The organism is Chryseobacterium sp. BIGb0232 (assembly GCF_024810195.1).
In the GTDB taxonomy this organism is placed as follows: domain Bacteria; phylum Bacteroidota; class Bacteroidia; order Flavobacteriales; family Weeksellaceae; genus Chryseobacterium; species Chryseobacterium pennae.
On the sequence record NZ_JANUEH010000002.1, the window covers coordinates 48,559 to 71,696 of the forward strand.

Consider the following 23,138-nt stretch of genomic DNA (forward strand, 5'->3'; position numbering starts at 1 on the left):
TTAGTTGTTATATATAGTGTTTACTTTTTCTTCAAAAAAGAGGGTGGCCTCATGCATCAGTTTTTCACCAATCTGATCAACATGACGTGCCCGCCAGGATTCTAATCCTGTTCCCTTTACCCATTGATTAAAGGCTCCTAATGCCGGGCCGGTATGAATCTGAAAATCAACTCTTCGGTCACTGAATCCATTCAAGGCACTTCTGCTGCTGAATCCAAAATACCACTTGAATACCATAGCCATTTTCTGCTTTCCATTCTTTTCTGCTTTTTCAATGTCACTGCTATTCCCTTTTGATAACTGATAATTTTTGACTTCCTGCCAGATTTCATCCAGATTTTTTTTGAAATAGGATTCTTCAAGCTGTTTCCGGATATTTACGGGAAGTTCATCCAGGCTTTCATAATGATTGTAAAGTGTATATAGCTTATTGGCTCTTGGAGAAAAGAGTACTCCTTTTTTAAGTACCTGTACCTTTGCTCCTATTTCAAACATATCGCCTGCCGGTGCATAGTCTGTATCCTGAACATTCATTTCCTGTAGCAGGTCCTTGACAAGGTCGCTGGTTCCAGCCTCAACGGTACATTGATTTATGGAACCTGTAAGTACAAAATCAGCTCCCATCATAAAAGCACAAACCACTGATTCTGGCGTGCCAATTCCTCCTGCAAGACCAATTCTGATAGGTTTTGAATAACGACTGGCAGTAGAAATCTGATCACGCAATGTTCGGATTGCAGGCAAAATAACCAATGCTCTTCCGGCATCAGTGTGCCCACCGGAATCCGCTTCTACACAGATATCCTGGCTAACCGGCACTTCTCTTGCCATTTCTGCTTCCTGTTCAGTGATCTTTCCTTCAGCGATAAGTTGTTTCAATATGCGTTCCGGAGCAGGATTCATGAATACCTCAGCTACTTCGGGTCTGGAGATTTTTGCCATGATCTGGTTACTGGAAATAATATTACCATGAGCATCTTTTCCAAGTCCTTTGACACGGAAGTATACCAACGGTTTTGTCATTTGCATAAATGCAGAAGCTTCAATATATTTTATATTTTCCTTAAGGTAAAGGTCTACCAGCTTCCATTCTGTTTCCGGATCTCCGAAATGATGCAGTAAATTAATACCGAATGATTCACCATTTTTTAGAGCAGTTTTTATTTGCCTGATTCCGTTTTCAATTTCATTCAACTGTAATCCACCCGTACCATAAAATCCAAACATTTTTGCTTTTCCCAACCGGATAACCATTTCGGGAGAGGCGACTCCGCGATACATTCCACCGGCAACATAAGGTAATTTAATATTATAATCCCGGCAAAAATCTTTGCTTCCAAGAAAAACTTTCTTTTCGTTTCCTGAAAGTACAGAAGATTTATGATGAGTCAAGGGGGAACAGTTTTTTTTGATATCTGCTACCATTCTTGTAAGAATATGGCCGCCTATTTCCTTGAATTCTGTTACTTCATTCCCCATTAAAAACCGAATGGAATCTACCCATCTTACAGATTGGGCTATCTGTGATCCCAAAGTTTCTTTAACTGCTGATGTGTACCAATTGGCAGTAGTATTTGCAACTACAGGAATATGTAACGGGTTCAAATCAACCCCACTGATAAATTGCTCAAATTCCAGGGCCGCGTTTTTCATGTAACGGGAATGGAAGGGAGCACTAACCTGAAGTGGAATTGCCTGGATCTTTTGTTCTTCAAAGTAAGTCACTGCACGGCGGATATCTTCTGCCTGACCTGCAATTACAATTTGACTCGTTGTATTATAGTTGGCTATATCAATTCCATCAAAGCCACCTTCAGCGAGTAATTTTTTTAATTTTTCTGCTGAAGTACCCAAAATAGCAGCCATTCCTCCTCCTGAAGCAGCAGCCATTAAAGCTCCGCGCTTATGAACGAGTCTTAATCCTGTTTCAAAATCAAATACTCCAGACGCCAATAAGGCATTATATTCTCCAAGACTATGTCCGGCCAGGAAGTCCGGTTTGGGATTCTCTTTCAGGTATTCCCAGTAATTCATAGCACTGACAGTAAAAATTGCAGGTTGGGTATATTGGGTTTGTGCAAGCAAATCGTCTTTATCTTCCAAACATAATGCTTCTAAATCGTATCCCAGGATTTCTCTGGCTTTTATTTTTATTTCCGGATATTTTTCAAACAATCCTTTTCCCATTCCTTTGAATTGGGAACCTTGTCCCGGAAAGATTAATGCTTTTTTCATACGCTTGTAATTTTTGATGAGATGGTTACTATTTCAACCAATTTTTTCAGACTGTTTCCTTCGAAAATTGTAAAGTGATCTCCTTCCAGTTCATAATAAGTATAGGTTCCGGTAAGCCAGGCTTCCCAAGCTTTTGCATCTCTTTCAGATCCGATAAATGAACGGTCTGTTGCCACTAAAATGTGGGTATTGCTGTTCACCGTTGATAATGCCTTATAATGGGAATAAGCAACACAATTATTCCTGAACATTTCGAGGAGTTTCTGTACGGTTTCCATGGTTATTTCGGCTGGAAACAGTTTCATTTCAACTGCCTCATCCAACATTTGCTGCATGGTGCTTCCTTTTATAAGCTGCCCACCTTTCTGAAAACTAAGATCCTTCAGAAATTTTTCAAAAACTTCCGTTTCGTGAACGTTTTCCAATTGATATCCACTGGAATGGAAGTAAGAATCAATCAGGAACAGATCTTCTACTTTTTCTCCCATCAGCTCGAGCTGGCGAACCATTTCAAACGAAATAATTCCGCCGAAAGACCACCCCCCTATACAATAAGGACCTTCGGGCTGAACGGATTTCATGTCTTTAATATAAGCTGCGGCCATTTTCACTACATCCTGAGATTCATTTCCTGTGGCATGAAATCCATAGACAGGTGTTTCCGGATCCATTAAGCGAGCTAACTGGTTATAGCAAAAGACGGATCCTCCGATCGGATGAACCAAAAAGAGCGGTTGACCGGCAGCACCGGCATTTCGGATGGCAACAACCGATTTTATAGTATTCTGGCCTGAGGATTTACCGGCAATCACCTGAAGTTGGGCAGAGAAGCGGCTGTTTTGTAATAATTCACTTAAGTCGATCTTCAATTGAAGGTTACTTTCCAGCAAAGCAGCCAATCGAATTACCAACAAAGAGTTGCCTCCCAATTCAAAGAAATCATCTGATCCTGAAATATGATTTACCTGAAGCAGTTCTTTCCAAACTGTTTGAAGTGCTATGGTGAGATTTTTCGATACTGCTTCCGCGCTAGGCTCTTTTTGCTCAGCTGTTCGCGGATCAGGAAGACTTTTCCTATCGATTTTTCCATTTTGTGTAACTGGAAGATCATCGAGGGAAACAATGTATTTCGGAATCATGTAGGCTTGAAGCTGAGATCGCAGCTCTTCTGTTAATTCCTGTTCATTGATAGGCTGGTTTTTAGGTACAGTATAAGCCACAAGGTAATTGTTACCAATGATATCTTTCCGTATATCAACTACAGCAGCTTTTACTTGATCGGAACGCAGTAAAGCAGCTTCTATATCCCCCATTTCAATGCGATAACCCTGTACTTTCACCTGAAAGTCTTCTCTTCCTAAAAACTCAATATCACCATTTCGCATCACACGCCCCAAATCACCCGTTTTATAAATGATTTCGTTTGTTTCCGGGTGACGGACAAATTGATTTCTGGTTTTTTCTTCATCTTTCAGATAGCCTTTTGCCACTCCAATTCCACCGATATAAATATCTCCGGTAGTAAGAAAAGGACAAGGATTCATAAACTGATCAAATACATGCATGGTTTGATTGGACAGAGCTTTTCCGTAAGGAATGCTACGCAGCGTTGGATCAACCTCTTTGATTTCGTGATAAATGGACCAGATAGAAGCCTCAGTTGCCCCGCCCAGACTCACTACTTTTGCATTCGGTACAAACTGCCGTATCCTTTCAGGAAGCGTTACGGGAATCCAATCCCCGCTCATCATTACCAGTTTAAGTTGTGGAATAACTTTTTTCTCCAGCAATGCATTGTATTCGATAAGCATATTCATCAATTCAGGAACAGAATTCCAGACAGTGATTTCATATTCATGAATCAGTTTTATCCAATGTCCTGGATCACGCAGCTTTTTATAATCCGGAAATACAATGGTACCTCCACAGCCAAGTATTCCGAAAATATCAAAAACAGATAAATCAAAGTAGAGAGCAGAAAGTGCCAGTACCACACTTTGATTATCCAATTTAAATCGACTGTTTATATCTATACAGGTATTGAGCGCTCCCCGGTGATCAATCATCACTCCTTTTGGGAAGCCGGTAGAACCTGAAGTAAAAATAGTGTATGCCAGGTCACTGTCTGTCAGTTCGATTTGAGGTCTTGTATCTGACTCATATGCAAAATCGGTTTCAATATTCCAACAGCGAACGTGTTCAGGGAATGCAAATTCTTCTACCTGAACAGAAACTGTAGTTATCACCTGGTGCACTCCGGCTTTTTCCAGAATATAATTTAATCTGCTTTCTGGCATTGTAGGATCTAATGGAAGATATGCTCCGCCGGATTTCATAATTCCAAGTGTTGCAGGAACCTGTTCCCAACCTTTGTGCATTAACACCCCTATGAGCTTATTCGGGCTGGCTCCGTTTTCTTTAAGTTTGTTTGCAATACGATTCGATAAGCGTTGTATCTCTTTATAAGTGAGTTTTACTTCTCCGTCGATTACTGCTACTTTATCTCCATATCGTTGTGTACTTTTCTCGAAAGGATCGAATAAAAAGGTTTTCGGAATTTCAGCCTCCGTTTCATTGGTATGGTTAATCAATGCTAACTGATCTTCCAATATAACAGACTCCAAAGGTATATTCCAGTTTGCTGCAGCAAGCATACGGATGGCTTTTTCATAGGAACGTATAATATCATCAGTGACACCATTCTGGAAGTATCCGTCATCGATGTCAAATGAAAGCAGTAATGATCCGTCCGGTTCCTCACAAACCTGATGATCCATCGCAACCTGGGGAACCTGAAGGCTTGCAGAAACTCTTCTGAATGGATGCTTTTCATCGTATCCTAGGCCAAAAGCACTGGCAAAAGTTACCGGAATAGCAATTTTTCCAAGTAATCCACGTTCGATATTGAGATCTCGAATCACCTCAATCCCATTATACGACTTGTATTTCTGGTCTTCCCAGATCTGACGCGAAACGGCAGCTACTTCTGCAGAAAAGGATTGCTCTTTTCTATAATCCAGCTCTAAAACTGAAATACGGGAAAAGTTTCCAATAACCTTATTGATTTCTGCATTCGGGAATTCTCTTCCCAAGGTCATCATCGTTAATGAAAAATGTTTGCTTCGGCTGTATGTCGCCAATACTTTTGTATAAGCAGTACACAATACTGATGAAAGTGACAAATTACTTTTACGTACTTTATCTTTTAGACCGGAAAAGGTTTCGCGATCTATTTTTTTCTCTTTGTGTATCATTATGCCTTCATCCGTTCCATTACTGTAAGCCAGTTCAGGGCCAAGTGGTAAATCTTTCAGGCGGGTTTTCCAGTATGCTTTTGCCTCTTTGTACTTCTGGCTATTACGAAGCTCTTTTTGGTAATCAACATAATCCCTGAATGAAATTGTTAAAGGTTCAAGAATTAAATCCGGATTTGTATAAAGATCAAATAGTTCCTTGAAAAATATCGCTACACTACTTCCGTCACATACGAGTAAGCTCAGATTAACCACCACCTGATCTTTAAGATTGGTTTTGAAGACTGTGAAATCAAACAATGGCCAGCTAAGTTTATCAGGACTTGATTTTCTTTTTTCATTCACATAACTGATTACGGCTTGTTCAGTAGTTTCCTGATCCATATCAACAAGATGTCTTATTACCGTATTGTAAAGCGGAATATGTTCTATCAATTGTTGCTGACCGGTCTCCAAAAACCTGGTTCTCAAAATACCATGTCGGTGAATCAACTGATTGATTGCCTGATCCAATTGTTTTACATCTATGGAATCAAATTCAAAACGAACTGTAAGATGTGCTTGCTTTCCTCCCAATTCAAGCTCTTTGTTTTCACCCACCCAATATGCCTGTTGCATATAGGACAATTCAAACGGAGTAATATCTGCAGAAATTTCGCTCACTGGATTAGCAACCTGTTCTGCAGCATTATTATCTGAAGTAATGAACTGTTTAATCAGATCATCAATACTAGTATACTGATACAGGTCTCCTGCTTCTAAAGACGTTCCAAATGCTGTATTTATTTCACGTATGATTTCCACGCCATTGATGGAATCCATTCCCAATTCGCTGAATACGCTGTTATCATTGAAATCAGCACTATTAATATGCAAACAGTTGGAAATGATGATCCTGATGGTTTTTCGTGCTTCAGAAAGGTCTATTCCTATTGTTTTTTCAAGAAAAGGGAGTTCTTTTTCTATCCCTACAGTATGGTTATCAGGAGTTTGGACAGCAGGTCCTTTTTCTGTTAATCCGGAAATATGGCTGGCCAACTGATGGGGTGTAGCAAAATGGTATAAAACGGCTCCTTCAAGATCAAGACTGAATCTGGTATTGATTTCCCTAAGGATTTCCACTCCATTAATGGAATCCATTCCAAGCTCAGTAAATACGCTGCTGTCAGTGATATCTGTAGTTTGAAGATGAAGTGCTTCTGCTACAATCTCTTTCAGGAAAAACAGTATCGAAGTATCTTCATGCATTGTTTCTGATACAATTATCGCTGTATCTGCACCTATTTCCACAGCTTTCGAATTATGACCGTTCAAGTGAGCAGCAAGCAAATTGAGTGTCCCGTACTCATACAATACAGGGCCTTCAAGTTGCAGCTGCAGGGTTTCATTTATTTCCCGAAGTATCTCAACTCCGTTGATGGAATCCAATCCCAACTCCGTAAATTGAATATCAGCGGTAATTTCAGAATCTGGAATATGAAGTATTTTTCCCACAATTCTTTGCAGGGTCCCGAACAACTGTTCTTCACTTTGATCATTCAATATTGGATTCTGAACCAGTATATTATCTGATGACAGCCTGCTCAGAGTTATTTTTATTGTTTCCGTAGAATCTGTGATTGATTTTCTTCCTGCAACTTCTACTGGTGGTATTAACTTAACTTTCCCAGGCACTGATTCTTTTTCTAGGATTACTGAGTGAACTACCGGTATATGAGGTTTGGAAAACTGCTCGGCTATTTTCTGTTTTACTTCTGGCTGCGCAAAAGTAATTTTCTGCATTTCTACCTCCCGGGCAATATGTTCTGTTTGTTTCACAGAAAGGTCATAAGCCAGTTTCTCTTTTAAGAGCTTCAGTGCAGAAACCGGTTTTGTTGCCATGTCACGTGCAATTTTCAAAGCTTCTCCCACAACATCCATACAGATTCTCACTGATGAACCTTTGTCGCGCAATTCTTTACCACTGTACATTTTTCCGGTAAAGAGCATTTCATTTGCTATGTTGATGCCAAGTTTTTCTCCCAACAGGAAAGTAGCTCCCATTCCCGGTGTAAATCCATAATTCATGAAATTGGCGCTGTAAGTACTCTTTTCTGAAAGTAAGACTATATCACCGTATAATCCGAGAACTAGGCCGCCGCCAAATGCATGCCCCTGTATTGCTGTAATCACTGGTAAATCAAATTCCAGCAGTCCTTTATATAAAAACGGCAAATCTGTATAAGCTCCTTTATTATCGGAAAGATCTGTAAGTCCTTCCCTATCTCCACCCATTGCAAAAATGGTATCATATCCGGTCAGAATTACTACTTTCAAATCTGTTCGCTTGCTCAATTGATGGAAAGCCAGATAAAGGTCATTGACCATATCATAAGTAAACATATTTTTTGAAACTCTGGATTCCATGGCCACAACAGCAATTCCATTTTCAGGAAAAGTCGTATTTACCGTGCCTGTTGATTTACCTTGCAGACCATTGAGGTATAGTGATTTTGAAACCGGGATAATGGCCGGTTTTATTTCAGTATCTAATTTCTTTTTGATCTCTTTATCCAAAAAGCTATCAAACCAATACCGTTTATTGTCGAATGGATACGTTGGTAAACTGATCTTATGTGGGAATTGTCCGTTATAAATCTCTAACCAGTTTATATTTGATCCGCTTACCCATTGATTTGCCAATTCATTAAATACAGAAAAAAATACTCCGGATCGAGTACCGTTTTCTGAAGAACCTACAAGGTATTTACCTGATTCTCCAGTAAGAAAAGCATTTAACTGCTTCGTCAGATCATGCAGGTCATCTGCTTCAATGACCAAACGGTGTTCCATAGCCATACGCCCTGTTTGAAGCGTGTATGCAACATTATACACAGAAAGATCCGGGTGATCCTGAATATAAAGTTTTAGTTTTTGTGCATAATATTGTAGCTGCTTTCCGTTTTTCGCAGAAATTATTATCAGTGCAGGATCGTTTGATGTATAGTTTTTTTGTACCGCCTTGTATTCCTGAACAATCATATGTGCATTGGCACCCCCTGCACCGAAACCACTGATTCCTGCTGTTCGTAAAGTGCCGTCTTCAACATTCCATTCTTCCAGCCTTTGCTGGACTGAAAAAGGTGTATCACCAAAACGTATCTTCGGATTAAGACTTTGGGAATGAAGAGATGGAGCCAATTGTCTGTGTTTGAGCTGTAAAAGTATTTTCGTCAGTCCTGAAATCCCGGCAGCAGATTCGCAATGCCCGATATTGGACTTAATGGAACCGATTTTACAGAATTGTTTTTTTTCTGAATTAAACGCTTTTGTCAGTCCTTCAATTTCTATTGGATCTCCCAAACTGGTTCCGGTACCATGAGCTTCAATATAACTAATTGATTCGCCGGACAAACCAGCTTTTGACAATGCAGAACTGATTACATTCGCCTGTGAAGCAGGATTAGGAATGGTATACCCATTACCTTTACCTCCGTGATTAATAGCTGTTCCAAGAATTGTTGCATAAATCTGGTCTCCGTCTTTCTGTGCATCTGAAAGTCGTTTTAATACTACTGCTCCAACTCCTTCACCCGGAACAAATCCCTGCCCGTTACTTCCAAAACTCTCACAGCGGCCCTTCGGTGACAGGAATGTACCCTGACTCAATACGAGGTATTTATTAGGATGCAGGGTAAGGTTTACACCACCGGCAATAGCAATATCTGTATCGCCACATTTCAGATCATTACATGCCATGTGAATGGCTGTTAAAGAAGATGAACACATCGTATCGACTGCCATACTCGGTCCATTGAAATCCATACAGTATGAAACCCTGTTTGCAATTCCAGCCGGATTAGCTCCTAATGCAACTCTTCCGGTTTCAGATTCCATTACAGCACCATACAGCTGATATTCTTCATACATTACCCCAACATATACACCTGTTTTGACAGCATTACGTTTACTGAAGTCTGTGTATTTGTATCCGGAATCTTCAATGGATTCCCAGGCAGTCTGAAGGAATAAACGTTCCTGCGGATCCATCCGTTCTGCTTCTCTGGGAGAAATATTGAAAAATAGCGGATCAAACTGATCGAATTCATCAATAAAACCTCCGTAAGGACAGTAATTTTTACCAGGTTTTCCCTTCAAAGGGTCAAAAAATATCTCATTATCCCATCGATTCAATGGGATTTCAGAAATCATATCTTTTCCTTCGGATAATACCTTCCACAATTCATCTAAAGTCTTTGCTCCCGGATATTTACCACTTACACCGATGATTGCAATAGGTTCATGAATAGATGAGGTATTCGCAGATTGTGAAGCTTGCGCTTGCCCCTGAGTGGGGTCAGAAATAGAAAGCCCCGGTTCAGAAACAAAATATTCTGAATAATTTTCTGAAAAATAGTGTGTCAGTTCGTTAATTGTTGAATACTCAAAAAATATGGTTGACGATATGACGGGAATGATGCGTTGCACTCTTTTGGTAAGTTCTCCAATCATAATAGAATCTATTCCCAGTTCATCAAGCGGAGCATTCAGGTCCAGGCGTTTTGCATCGCATTGTAGTAATTCAGCAAACATATTGATGAGGAAATTCCCTATTTGTTTAGGCTCTAAAGAAACCTTATCCTCTTTTGAAGCATCCGCAACAATAACCATTGGTTCAGTATTTTGTACTGATAAGTAAGAAGCCAGTTCATTAATTGTTCCGTATTCAAAAAGCAGTGTTACTGAAATATCACCGTATTTTTGTGACAATTGTCTGGAAAGTGTTCCTATCATAATGGAATCAACTCCCAATTCATCAAACGGAGCATTCAGATCCAGGCGTTTTGCATCGCATTGTAAAACAGAAGAAAATATGTTTTTGAGTTCTTCGAGAATGAGATTACTGTCTGAGGCAACCTGTTTCCGGGCAGATAATGTTGTAAGCTGAGTCTGAGTCTGTGTTAAACTTATTTCCTGTTCAATCCATCCATCACTATAAGCAGCAATAATTTGCTGGGAACAGCTGTTACCAGACGGATAAACAGTACTTCTTACAAAACCGGTTTCTTCCAGCGCAATGGTCCAGTTTTCAAAAGATAGTCCCGGATTGTTTTTAAATCGGAGTTCTTCGTCTTCATACCACCACCATCCATCAAGAAGTCCAAAGGTCAGTGTTGTGAATAATTCCTTACGTGCAATTTCATTCATCAGTACCACACCATTTGCTTTCAACAGCTTTTTCAGTTGTGTAAGCGTATTAGTGATATCTTTTGTAGCATGCAATACGTTAGCGGCAATGATAATATCGTAAGTCCCTTCCGTAAATCCTTGTTCTAAAGGATCTTTTTCAATATTCAGAATGGATGTTCTGAATCCTGTAAAATCCGATTTAAACAGTGATTCAGCATTGAACAGAAAGCTTTTTGAAAGATCTGTAAAATGATAGTCAATGAACTCTTTTTGTGCAACCAACTTGTTCAGTACACATTTAGTTGTCCCGCCTGTTCCGGCACCAATTTCTAAAATCCTGATTTTCCCATCAGTACTGGCAACTCCAGTTTGTACCAGACCAGCTAGTAATTCATTGAAATAATCTGCTTGTTTGTTGCCATTGTAAATTCCTTCCACTAATTCCAATGATCCGAGTGGAAAAATAATGTCTGTAGCACGTTTTCTCCCTGTGAGAATATCTCCATACATTGCAAAACAGAGGCTCATCAACCGGGTATGCGGTTTAAAATCCGGATAAGTTTTACCGAAATCGGCAAGATCTGAGAGTATCTTATTCATCGACAGGATTTCGCTGGAAATATGTAAAGCATCTTCTGATAGGGCTAAATAACCGTGTTGAACCAGCTCTTCAATCAATTCTGTGAACAGTCTTTCATATTTCGGTAAAATTTCCAATTGTACCGCCAGTTCACTCGTTTTACTCAATTGATTTCCGTTTTCTCTCAACCCTAGATTGTACAATACTGTAATCAGTCCTTGGAAAAGAATTTTTTCCATTAAGCATACTTTCTCTGTTTCAGCATGGAAACGTTGTGGTTCAGGTATATTCAATACTACCTGAGAATATTGATTTACTTGTGATATCTTTTTATTTTGATTGATTAGGCTCATTAGTTCAGAAATTTGATTGCTGCCAATTGTTTTTGTTCTCCTGCTAAAATTTGTTCAAGAATTTGCATTCCTTCTTTTGCGTTAATGCTTCCCAGCCCTGACGCTGCAAGTTTTGCTCTGTATTCGTCTGTGGAAACAATTCCTACGTCTCCCCAATATCCCCAGTTGATTATATACACCGGTGTTTTTTTTCTTTCCTGTTGCAATGCATGTGCATAGCTGTCTTTGTATGTACAACCGGCTGAATAATTGCTTTGTCCGGCGGCATTTACCTGAGACTGAATGGATGAGTAAAAACAAATAAAGTCCAGTGCTTCCCCCTTGAATACTTCAAAGAGATTTTGTGTAGCCAGCGACTTAGGTTCAAATGCCATTTTAAACGATTGTTCCTTCATATTTTTGATCAGGCGGTCATTTAAAACAATGGCAGAATGGAAGATTCCATTAATGTGGAGTCCCTGTTCCATAAATAACTTATGAATATTTTCTACTTCTGATTTTTTTGTAGCATCACACTGGAAGTATTCCGGTCGATTGGAAGGAGTACCAACCGAATTAATCTCTTGTTCAAGCTTAGAATCCATTCCTCTTCTTCCCAGCCAGATTACTTTGGCGTTATATTGTTTAATGAGATAATCAGATGTTACTCGTCCTATTCCTCCGGCTCCACCCAATAAAAGATAGACTCCATTCTGTTTCAGTTTGGATGAAACACTAGTATGTTGATCCAGTGGTCTCAGTTCAGATCTGAACAGAAAGCCATTTCTATAGGCTACTACTGCTCCATCTTTATTGGATGAATGAGATATCAGGGCATCCCAGTTCCATGTAGTTTCTGTTCCCAGATCAATCATTCGGATGGTCCATCCCGGCTGTTCTTTTGCTAAAGACCCGATGATTCCTACAATACCGCTTCCTTTCGGATTGACTGTATCTGTATCCAATACTTTTTGAGTATTTCTGGTAAATACTGTTAATTCTATATTTTTGGGGCTAAAAGTACTTTCCTGCAGCACTTTGACTGCTCGGAAAACGGTGTACTCCATCTGCTCCAGACTATCTTCCTGACTGTAGGCAGATTGAAGTCCATGCAAAAGATATATGTGCCCAACTCCCACCGGAACGTGATCCAGAGTATCCGCATATAACGGAACTATCCCTTTCTTCTTCAGATCTTGTGCTAAGCTATCTGATAGGATTTTATCTGTTTTTTGTCCGATAATTAAATGTTGTCCAATATTTAAAATAGGTTGTACAGATATTTTCCCTGTTTTGATTCTATTCCATTTTGGGATATATAAATGTTTCTTTCTGTTTTCTACAATTTGAGATTTGTTTACTGCTTCATGTAATGGAAACACAGCTACGTTTTGTGCTTTTCCCAGGCATAGGCCTTCTTCATCGTAGATTTCGACAGTGAATGTAGTTTTACCCTGTACGTCCAATTCTTTTCGCGCATAGGTCCAAACCCTTTCTGGCATTGAGTGGTAAAGCAATAAATCTTCAATTCCAAAAGGAAGTTTCAGAGTTGAGTTCTTGTAATCTATGCCCAGGCAAGTTTGAAAACAAGTATCTAGCTGACCCAGAACAGATTCTTCACTTGAATTTCCAATTTTTTCTGAATAGGCCCATGCTTCATTTTCACTGAAATACAGCTTTTTCATCCCGTTGAAAAGCGGACCATATTCCAATCCTATAGAAGCGAATCGTTCATAAAACTCATTATTTTCCAAGGCAAAAGGAAGTAATTTGTATTGTTCATGTTTGCGACCTGAAATAACAGGTTGTTCTGTTGAAAATGACGTGAATCCTTGAGATTTCACTTTCGTCTGACCCTGCTCTACTGTAGTAATCCGGTACTCAAACTCCTGATCTTTTTGTTTGATTTCAACCTGAAAGGTAATTGGCTCCCGCCCAATATACCCGGGATCCAACAGTTGAATGTTACGGAAACGATTAACGTCCAAATGAAATCCTTGTTTCATGGCCTCTTTTACGATCTGGAGATAATACACTCCAGGTACAATTTTCCGTCCCAGAACTTTGTGATCGTTTACCAAAGGACTGTTCGGAGCTATTGTGGTTTTGTATATCCATTCATTCAATGGAGTATTCACAGATGCTTCAATTGATTTTGTATGCACTACATCCACCCAGTGACGTTCTTTCTCAAACGGATAGGTCGGCAGACTGATCTTTTCAGGTTTTTCTCCATCAAATAAAGAAATTACTTCAATAGACTGTCCTTTTAACCAACTCTTGATAATCTCCTGTAATCTTTGATTTACAATTCGTAATGAGCGCTGGTGGATACCTTGCGATTTTACATTTCCCGTTATGTAATGAGCACCTGTCCCATTCAGATATTCCTGCAAAGTAATAAGCAAATCTGCTTGTGTTGAAGCAACAACAGCCAAGCGTTCAGGCATTGCTTCTCTTCCGGTTAGAAGGGTGTACGATACATTATTTAAATTACGTTTTTCCTGAAGAAACTCACAATACAGTTTTACCATTTCCACCAACCGTTCCTGATTTTTTGCTGAAAATAGAAATAACCGCTCCTGATCCTGAACCGCCTTTTCCGGTAATCGTTCAAATGCCTCCAGTACCACATGGGCATTGGTGCCACTGTATCCAAAACTGCTGACGGCAGCTCTGCGAACTCCTGAATTTGGTAATTTCCATTCTCTCAATTCTGTATTCACATAAAAAGAGGTTCCATTTAACTGAATGTGCTCGTTACACTGATTATAATGCAACGACGGTGGTATCTGCTTGTTTTTCATAGAAAGGACCACCTTAAGTAAACTGGAAATTCCGGCAGCGGTAAGAGCATGCCCAATATTTGTTTTTACACTGCCAAGTGCACAGCTTTCCGGTTTGAAATCCTCACCGGAATACATTTCTTTCAGTGCTTTGATCTCAATCGGATCACCGAGTTTCGTTCCGGTTCCATGTGCTTCTACATAAGAAATGCTTCCAGGATCAATATCAAAACGGTTTAATACCTGCTGAATAAGCTTTTTCTGTGAATTGGCACTTGGTGCCATAATACCATTGGTTTTTCCATCCTGATTGACTGCACTCCCTTTGATAACCGCATAAATGTTGTCTTTATCATTGATTGCCTGTTGTAACGGTTTTAGCAAAACTACCCCAACTGCTTCTCCCGGAACAAAACCATTCGCTTGATTATCAAACGTATGACATTTACCATCTTCGCTCAACATTTCCGTCTTGCTGGTAAGAATATGCATACTTTCTGTGGTCATGATATTTACACCACCGGCAATAGCCATTTCACATTCACCGTTCCGAAGGCTTGAACAGGCCTGATGAAGGGCTACCAACGAACTTGAACAGGCTGTATCAATGGCAATTGCAGGTCCCTGCAAATTCAATAAGTAAGAAATACGGGAAGCAAGCATCGAAGTGGTAACACCTGTCAATACATGATTATCCAATAATTCATTATGTTTAAAACGGTCAAAATAATCTCCCGGTCCAACACCTACAAAGACACCACAGGCACTCTCTGAAAGACTTTCAGGTGAGTAACCTGCATCTTCAAATGTTTTCCAGACTTCTTGCAGGAATACCCGTTGCTGGGGATCCATTTTTTTTGCTTCTGCCGGAGAAATATTAAAAAAATAGGTATCAAATTTATCTTCGTCATGAATGGCTCCCATCCATTTTCCATAGGATTTGCCAGGAACCCCTCTCTCTTCAGAATAAATGTCTGCTACAGACCACTTCCTCCCCGGAACTTCAGTCACACTGTCTTTTCCTGAAGCCAGATTTTTCCAGAATTCATCAACATTATCTGCCTGTGGAAAGCGACCACTAATCCCAATAATGGCAATATCCATTGCTGAAATCTGAGGCTGATTTTCTTCAACCAACACAACGTTTTCTTTAATTGAAGTAGTTTGTGTCTCAGGTATTATTATTAATTTCTCCGGAAGCTGACCTGTGATAAAACCTGCAAGTTTCCGGATATTGAAATAATCGTATAAAATAACGGTTTCCAATGACAGATCAAATTGTTCATTGATTCCCCGTACCACTTCAACACCGCTGATAGAATCTACTCCGAAATCAATAAAAGATTCATCGATGGACAGTTCTTCAACAGGAAGGTTCAGCATCCGACTGAAAATCTGTTTCAGAGATCCGGTTACATCTGTAGTGTTCTCCTGTACGGTCTCAATTTCTTCTTTCCCTGGTAAGATAACGGGTTCTGCAGCCGGTTGAGCGGATTCTCTCTGGGAAATAACCGGAATCGTCATTGAATTCTTTTCAATAAATACCGATAAGGTTTTGATATTCGGATAATCATACAATAATACCGCTTCCAACTGAAGATCAAATTTTTCATTGACGGACCGTATGAATTCCACTCCGCTGATGGAATCAATTCCCATATCCAGGAATGTATCATCTGCTCCAATTTCGTCTGTGTGGAGATTCAATAATGCGGCAGCACAATCTTTCAGAAAATCAATAATAGTTCCACTTTGAACGGTTACCTTCTGCTGGTCTGATTTAATATACTTTCCTTCCCTTTTCGATTCAACCAATAGTGGTTGGGTGACCGGTTTTAGTTCACTGATGAAATCTGTTTGTCTGACATCACGAAGTGATACTTTTATGAATGGCTCAAAACTGAATGGCTTTACTCCTTTAGCAGCAATCATATCAGGATGTGCAAGTTTAACTTTTGAGTCAACCGGAGCAATCGTGATCTTTTTCTCCGGATTTACCGCATTTGGACGATTAAACGTTGACATAATGAGGTTTCTGACTTCATCAGTATGAAATGTTTTATCGTGCATTTCCAATTCTTCCTTCACATGCAGCTGTAAATCCTGCAACATTCGGTCAGAAAGGTTTCTTTTCAAAACTTCCAAAGCAATTTTCGGTTTGGAAGCAAGCTCTTTTGCTGTCCTGATAGCTTCCTTCAGTACGTCTGCCGTAATTTTTACAGTGGCTCCTCTTTCTCTCAATTCGTTTCCACCGATCAGTCGTGCAGTGTACATCATTTCCTGAGCCAGCTGCTGACCAAGTTTCTTCGGCATGATATAGGTGGCACCCATCCCAGGGGTAAAGCCGTATTTCATAAAGTTGGAACTATAAGTAGACCGTTCGTCCATGTAAACGATATCTCCATACAACCCGAAAATCAGCCCTCCACCAACAGCCATTCCCTGTATTGCTGTAATAACAGGAACTTTAAATTCAAGGAGTCCCTGATATACAAACGGTGCATCAGTATATTTTTGTTTCTTACTGGCAATTCCATTTAAAACATCCTGTGAACCACCCATGCAAAATACATTGTCATAGCCAGTCAGAATTACAACTTTCAGATCAGCCCGTTGCTCCAGTTCCGAAAATGTTTTTGTAAGACTTTTGATCAATTGATCATCAAGCATATTTTTGGTTTCGCGGGATTGCATTTTAACCATCACAATTCCGCTCCCCAATTCTTCTATTCCAATTTCATTTCCAACGATATGGTCTATCTGCAAAAACTCTTTAGTCTGAGATCCTTCGGATGTACTGATCTCCTTAATTTCGTTATACCAGCAACGCTCACGCAGAAATGGATATCCGGGAAGCGCTATTCTCCGTACTTCGGCTGCATCGTAGAACTGTTTCCAGCTTACCGGCTGGCCCTTCAGCCAGGAATGCATAAGCGATTCCAATTCATTTGAAACCAGAAGATTTCGCCGGACAGCTATTTTTATATCTTGTTCATTAAAGGCATTTAAATCTGCCATTCCGGAAACAAACGCAGATTGTTTTCCAAGAATCACTTGCTCTAATTGTTGTTTTAAATCATTCAGAGAATCCGTTACCAAAGCAGTTCTTATGGACATTGCATCTCTTCCTACAAGTAATGTTTGAGCGATATCGTGCAATGAACAATCTGAATTTTTCTGAAGAAAGGCAAACAGATTTTTCTGAATAGTCAGAAGTTGGCTTTCCGTTTTTGCTGATAAACATACCAATGTCTTTCCATGCGTCGGCTTCTTTGCTTCATTGTCAGCATATTCCTGCAGGATCACATGCGCATTGGCTCCGCCAAATCCAAAACTGCTCACTCCGGCTGTCCTCATTTTCTTATTTACAGACTCCCAGTATTCTGTTTCTTTTGCCAATCGGAACGGACTGTTGTGTAGCTTCAATAATTCGTTTGGTTCTTTGAGATGCGGATTTCCGCCCAATGTCTGATGCCCCAGGCACAGAATGGTTTTTATTATACCCGCAATACCAGCAGCTGCTTCCAGGTGACCAATAGAAGTTTTGACACTACCAAGTGTACAATTTGCTTGTTTTAATGGAGTATTTCCTGTCAGCTCTTCAAAAGCCATTTTAAGTGCATCTATTTCAATCGGATCACCAAGTGGCGTTCCCGTTCCATGCGCTTCAATGTAGCTGATGTCATTCGGATGGAGTCCCGCTTTCTGAATGGCGTGAATAATAAGGTTTCGCTGTGCATTAGGATTCGGAGATGTCAAGGTGCTTACTTTCCCACCGTGGTTTTCGGCCACAGATTTAATGACTCCATAAATCTGATCTCCATCGCGTAAAGCGGCAGCTTTGGATTTCAGCAGTATCAATCCCATTCCTTCGGAACGAACATATCCGTTGGCATTTTTATCAAATGTTTTACAACGTCCGTCTTCACTTAACATTCCAGCCTGACTGAACGACAGTGATAATTCCGGGGATAAAATAATGTTTACTCCGCCCGCTACTGCCATTGAGCAATTGCCTGACCGAATACTTTCTACAGCCCTGCTAATTGCAATTAATGAACTGGAACAAGCTGTATCGACCGGAATACTCGGACCGTGAAGATCAAAAAGATAGGATATTCGGTTTACCAATACAGAATGGGTATTTCCGGTTGCGTATTGTGCATATTGGTTGAGTCCTTCTTCCTTGTTGATCAGCGTTGCATAATCTGAGCTGGATACACCAATAAATACTCCGGTATCGGTTCCTTTCATTTGTTCCGGTGCAATTCCTGCGTGTTCAAATAAATGATAGACACCTTCAATGCTAATACGGTGCTGAGGATCCATCAGCTGTGCCTCCAATGGAAGCACCCTGAAAAATTGGCGATCAAATTTATCTATATCGGAAATAAAACCTCCAAATTTTGCTTTTGTTCTTCCGCGTTCTTTCTTCTCATCACCATAGTACATTTCCCATTTCCAACGATCTTTTGGTATTTCAGTAATCAGGTCTTTGTTTTCTAAAATATTTCCCCAATAGTCTTCCAGTGTTTCTGCTCCCGGAAATCTGGCTGTCATGCCTATTATGGCAATTTCATCTTCAGAAGCCAGCAGGCCTTCTTTCAAATGTTTTTCAGATTTAATCTCCTGTGGTTCTTCTTTTTCCTCAAAAGAGGCTGAGACTGGTTCCACTTGTTGAAGATTTTCAAGTTCAGAACTGTACGTTGCGGCAATATATGCAGCAAATTTTCTTATTGTATCATATTGGAAAAGCAAAGTAGGATAAAGTTCAATATTCCAATCGTCACCTAATTCGCTTGTAAGTTGAATCAAAACTGTAGAATCCAATCCAAGATCCATAAACCCTTCATCTACTAAAATATCTGCCGGCTGAATGCTTGTTTTTTGAACAATTTTATTACGAATCAGACGAATGATCTCATTTTCCAACCCATGGATCAAAGGTTTCGTTACAATTGTTTTTGGGGTAACTTCTTCTTTTTCAAAAACGGCGGAATTGGTGTCCCCTAACCAGTAATTTTCTGATTGACGCTGAACTTTTAACGGGATTCGTTTACAATTCATTTTATCCTGAGTGGCTTTCGACAAAATGAGATGACAGTTGGTTCCCCCAAATCCGAAACTTGAGATCGCTGCAATTTTCTGTTGTACATCCCATTTTTTACGAGCAGTAATCGGATAAAACGGTGATTCATTGAATTTAAATCTCGGATGTGGCTTTTCACAATGGATGGTAGGAACGAGTTCATCATGCTGCATCTGCAGAATAATCCTGATCAATCCGGTAACACCAGCTGCAGTCATGGTATGTCCAAGATTACTTTTTACCGAACCGATCGCACAAAATCCGGTTTTATCTGTTTGCTGCTGATAGACTTCAGAAGCAGCATTAATTTCGATGGGATCTCCAAGCAGTGTTCCTGTACCATGGGCTTCATAATAGGAAATCTGATCGGGATGTATTTCAGATTTAGCCAAAGCTTCTGCAATTACCTCTTTCTGACCTTGTTTATTGGGAACAGTAACTCCCATTGTCTGTCCATCGTTATTAACTGCAGATCCCTCCACCACAGCTAAAATCCTATCTCCATCCAGCAGTGCCTGTCCATAATCTTTCAGCAGAACCAATCCACCTCCTTCTCCCAGTACAAAACCATTGGCACGTTCATCAAAAACGTAACTTTTCCCGTCAGCAGAAAGAACATTTGCCTGGCTAAATCCAACATGTCCATATTCGTCTACTATTACAGAAATACCTCCTGCAATAGCCATGTTAAGCTTACCCGAAAGAATTGCGTCACATGCCTGATGGATCGCAACCAGTGAGCTGGAACAAGCCGTATCAATTACCTGACTGGTTCCTTTCAAATCATAAAAATCTGAAACCCGGGCAGCAATCATATTACTGATGCTATTTACAATGATATGCTGGTGTGTTCCCTCGGGAAGTAAATCATATCCATTCCTGATATAATTATTGTCTTTTGCTCCAATAAATACGCCGGTATTAGTTCCTGCCAGTTCTTCTTTTTCGAAACCTGCAGATGCCAGCAGGTCGCGTGTTAGTTCCAGAACAATCCGCTGTTGCGGATCCATTGCAAGAGCTTCTTCCGGCTTTATCTTGAAATAATGAATATCAAATGCAGCAGGGTTTTTCATGAATCCTGCTTTGTTTGAATAGGATGTTGAATTTGTTTTTGTTTCGTTATAATAACCTTTACGAAAAGATCTGTTAACAGGAACTTCACTGATCAGATCTCTCCCGTTTTGTAGATTTTCCCAAAGTTCTTCAGTATTTTCAGATTCAGGCAAATTGCAGGAAATTCCAATAATAGCAACTCTATTGGTTTTATATGAATTAACTTGTTTGTCCGGAGTTCCTGAAACCTGAGTTTCCGGAACTGCATTTTTCTGTAGAATTTCTTCCGCTGCAACAAGTTTGTTATCTACAAGATAAGCAGCCAACTCTCCGATTGACGGATGCTGGATGACCGTAGTGGGATCCAAAACACAGTCATATGTTTCTTCCAATGCCGTGAGGAGTTTCATCATGATGATTGAATCCAGTCCATAATCTGACAAATGAGAGTCTGCATCCAAATCGGATACATTTAATTTCAGGAGATTTGCACAAATTTCCTTTAATCGGTTTATTATTACTTCTATACTCATACCAGCAATTTGTGGTTCTTCATTGGTTGTTACGGTTATGTTGTCAAGTGGGATTTTTTTAATTATTTTTTGCTGTTCACCAAAGAGAACCAAAATATGATTCAAACTGCTTTTCAAAATAGCATCCAGGGCATCCATTCCCAAATTGGTTGGAAGAGGTTCCATTCCCCAATGTCGCTTTAAGTACTGTTCTGATGACTCGTCGATCTGCATGCCACCAGAACGCCACAACGGCCAGTTTATACTCAGAGTCTGTCCGTGTCTTTCTCCGCGTTCAACTAAAATATTACGGTAATGTGTGTAATCATCCAGATAGGCATTCGCGGATGCATAATCTGACTGACCAATATTACCCAATACGGCAGATACAGAAGAAAAATTAACAAAAAAGTCCAGGGACTCATCTTTGGTTGCCTCGTCCAGATTTATAATCCCTGAAATCTTAGGATCAAACACTGCTTTGATTTCTTCGTGGGTTTTCTGAACCAATAAACTGTCTCTGAGAACACCTGCAGCGTGAATGATTCCGGTCAGATATCCATATTCCTCTTTGATTTGGCTTATGAGTCTTTCAACAGAAACGGTATCGTTTACATCAGTTTGAAGGTATCTCCATGAAGGTTGATCTGACAGTAACTCCTGCTGCTTTGCATTAGCTGTTCTCCGTCCTGATAGAATAATTGTAGCTGTTGGATAATTCCTGCTGATGTGCTGGGCCAACTGAATACCTAAACCGCCAAATCCGCCTGTAATAAGGTATATCCCTTCCGGGCGAAAGGAAATGCTTCGGTTATCCGTAAGATCCACAGACTTTAGTGTACATACTGAACGGATTCCTCCTTGGTATCTGATCTCTTTGGAAGCAGTATTGAGTTCATTTTTTAGGATCTGCACCCATTTTTCAGGAGCATTAAAATCTTCCAGTCCAAGGAGTCTTCCTGTAAACCAGGAACATTCCTGCTCTGCTGATTTGATTAATCCGCGTAAAAATCCAAAGCAATGATAGTGAGACGTTAATCCCGCAACAGTAAGATTCAATGGTGATTTGCTGGTGATACTTTTAAGAATCTCTTTCTTTATTCTTTCAAACAGATCAACAGAAGAAGATGAAGAAAGATGAAGTACTTTACAGTCCAGAGATTCCGATACTGAAGCGATAAGCTCTTGTGAAGAATCGATCAGAACAATTGTATCGGCTGGGGATAAAGTAACATCTGCATCCGGCACAAGGTTTTCCTGTGTCCAGGTACTTTGGTAGTAACTCACTGAAGCTGTTTCTAATATAGCAGAAACCGGATCGGGGTGATTCTGGCTCACCTCTGGTTTCTCTGCGGCTAATGTTAAAGCGGAAAAACCAATTAGTGACACAAATACTTTTCCTGAATTATCAGACAGGTAAATAGAATATTCTTTCAGACGTGCTTTCGGGTTCGTCACTTCAGTATAGCACCAAACGGTCTCCGGTAATGTGCCATATATATTCAATTCCCGAAGGCTGAAAGGCAGTTCAAGCGAACCTCCTTCCGGGACAAACCCAATTCCCATACAAGTTTGTAAAGCACTGTCGAGCATTCCCGGAGAAAGAACAAAACCGTCTTCCCGTGGTAATATTATTTGAGATACCGCACAGGTTTCTGAGCAGTACATCTCTTTGATTCCCTGAAATGTGTGACCGTAGAACAGTCCCCGACTCTGGAAACTTTCATAACTTTCTTCTGCAGAAACAACCTGTTTACATGACATCCGTGCAGCTTGCAGATCAATTGTACGTGGGATAGGTAAAATTCCTGTGTAAATGTGTCCCTGGCTATGTATTTCTTTGGTACCGGAGCTTCGAGAACCAATCTCATAAGTAATTCCTGAAACTTCTTCCATATACCCGGTTACCACATCAACTGGTTCATTATGAACGCGAATCGGGCGCATCCAAACCACATCACGTAATCCTGTCACCTGTTTTTCAAGAATGTATTCTCCTCCAAAACGGGCCAATTCAAGGTAAGCAACTCCGGGAAGGACTTTTGTTCCCTGAACCACATGGTCAGAAAGAAACTTTTCCAATCCTGTAAATCTGCTTTGAAATTCTTTTAATATTGTTTTCATCTTC

At 40.1% G+C, this 23,138-nt stretch carries 3 protein-coding genes; all 3 read right to left on the reverse strand.

All coding sequences use genetic code 11. The features are described 5' to 3' along the window. Genes fabD through M2372_RS06475 form a run of 3 tightly spaced genes read right to left on the reverse strand, consistent with a single transcriptional unit; the run spans position 1 to position 23,134 of the window. Positions 1-2,235, reverse strand: coding sequence for an ACP S-malonyltransferase (fabD, locus tag M2372_RS06465; protein WP_123319605.1), 2,235 nt, complete (start codon positions 2,233-2,235; stop codon positions 1-3). Then, a complete protein-coding gene (locus M2372_RS06470) occupies positions 2,232-11,591 on the reverse strand; it encodes a non-ribosomal peptide synthetase (protein WP_123319606.1) in 9,360 nt (3,119 codons plus the stop codon). The genes fabD and M2372_RS06470 overlap by 4 nt, the downstream gene beginning before the upstream one ends. After that, positions 11,591-23,134: an SDR family NAD(P)-dependent oxidoreductase gene (locus M2372_RS06475; protein ID WP_123319607.1), complete on the reverse strand. Its 11,544-nt coding sequence runs from the start codon at positions 23,132-23,134 to the stop codon at positions 11,591-11,593. Before M2372_RS06475 ends, M2372_RS06470 begins: the two co-directional genes overlap by 1 nt. Positions 23,135-23,138 lie beyond the last annotated feature (4 nt).

Bases quoted from the DNA above. Each gene is read 5' to 3' on its own strand.
- fabD (WP_123319605.1), bottom strand. From the start codon at position 2,235: ATGAAAAAAGCATTAATCTTTCCGGGACAAGGTTCCCAATTCAAAGGA.
- M2372_RS06470 (WP_123319606.1), bottom strand. From the start codon at position 11,591: ATGAGCCTAATCAATCAAAATAAAAAGATATCACAAGTAAATCAATAT.
- M2372_RS06475 (WP_123319607.1), bottom strand. From the start codon at position 23,134: ATGAAAACAATATTAAAAGAATTTCAAAGCAGATTTACAGGATTGGAA.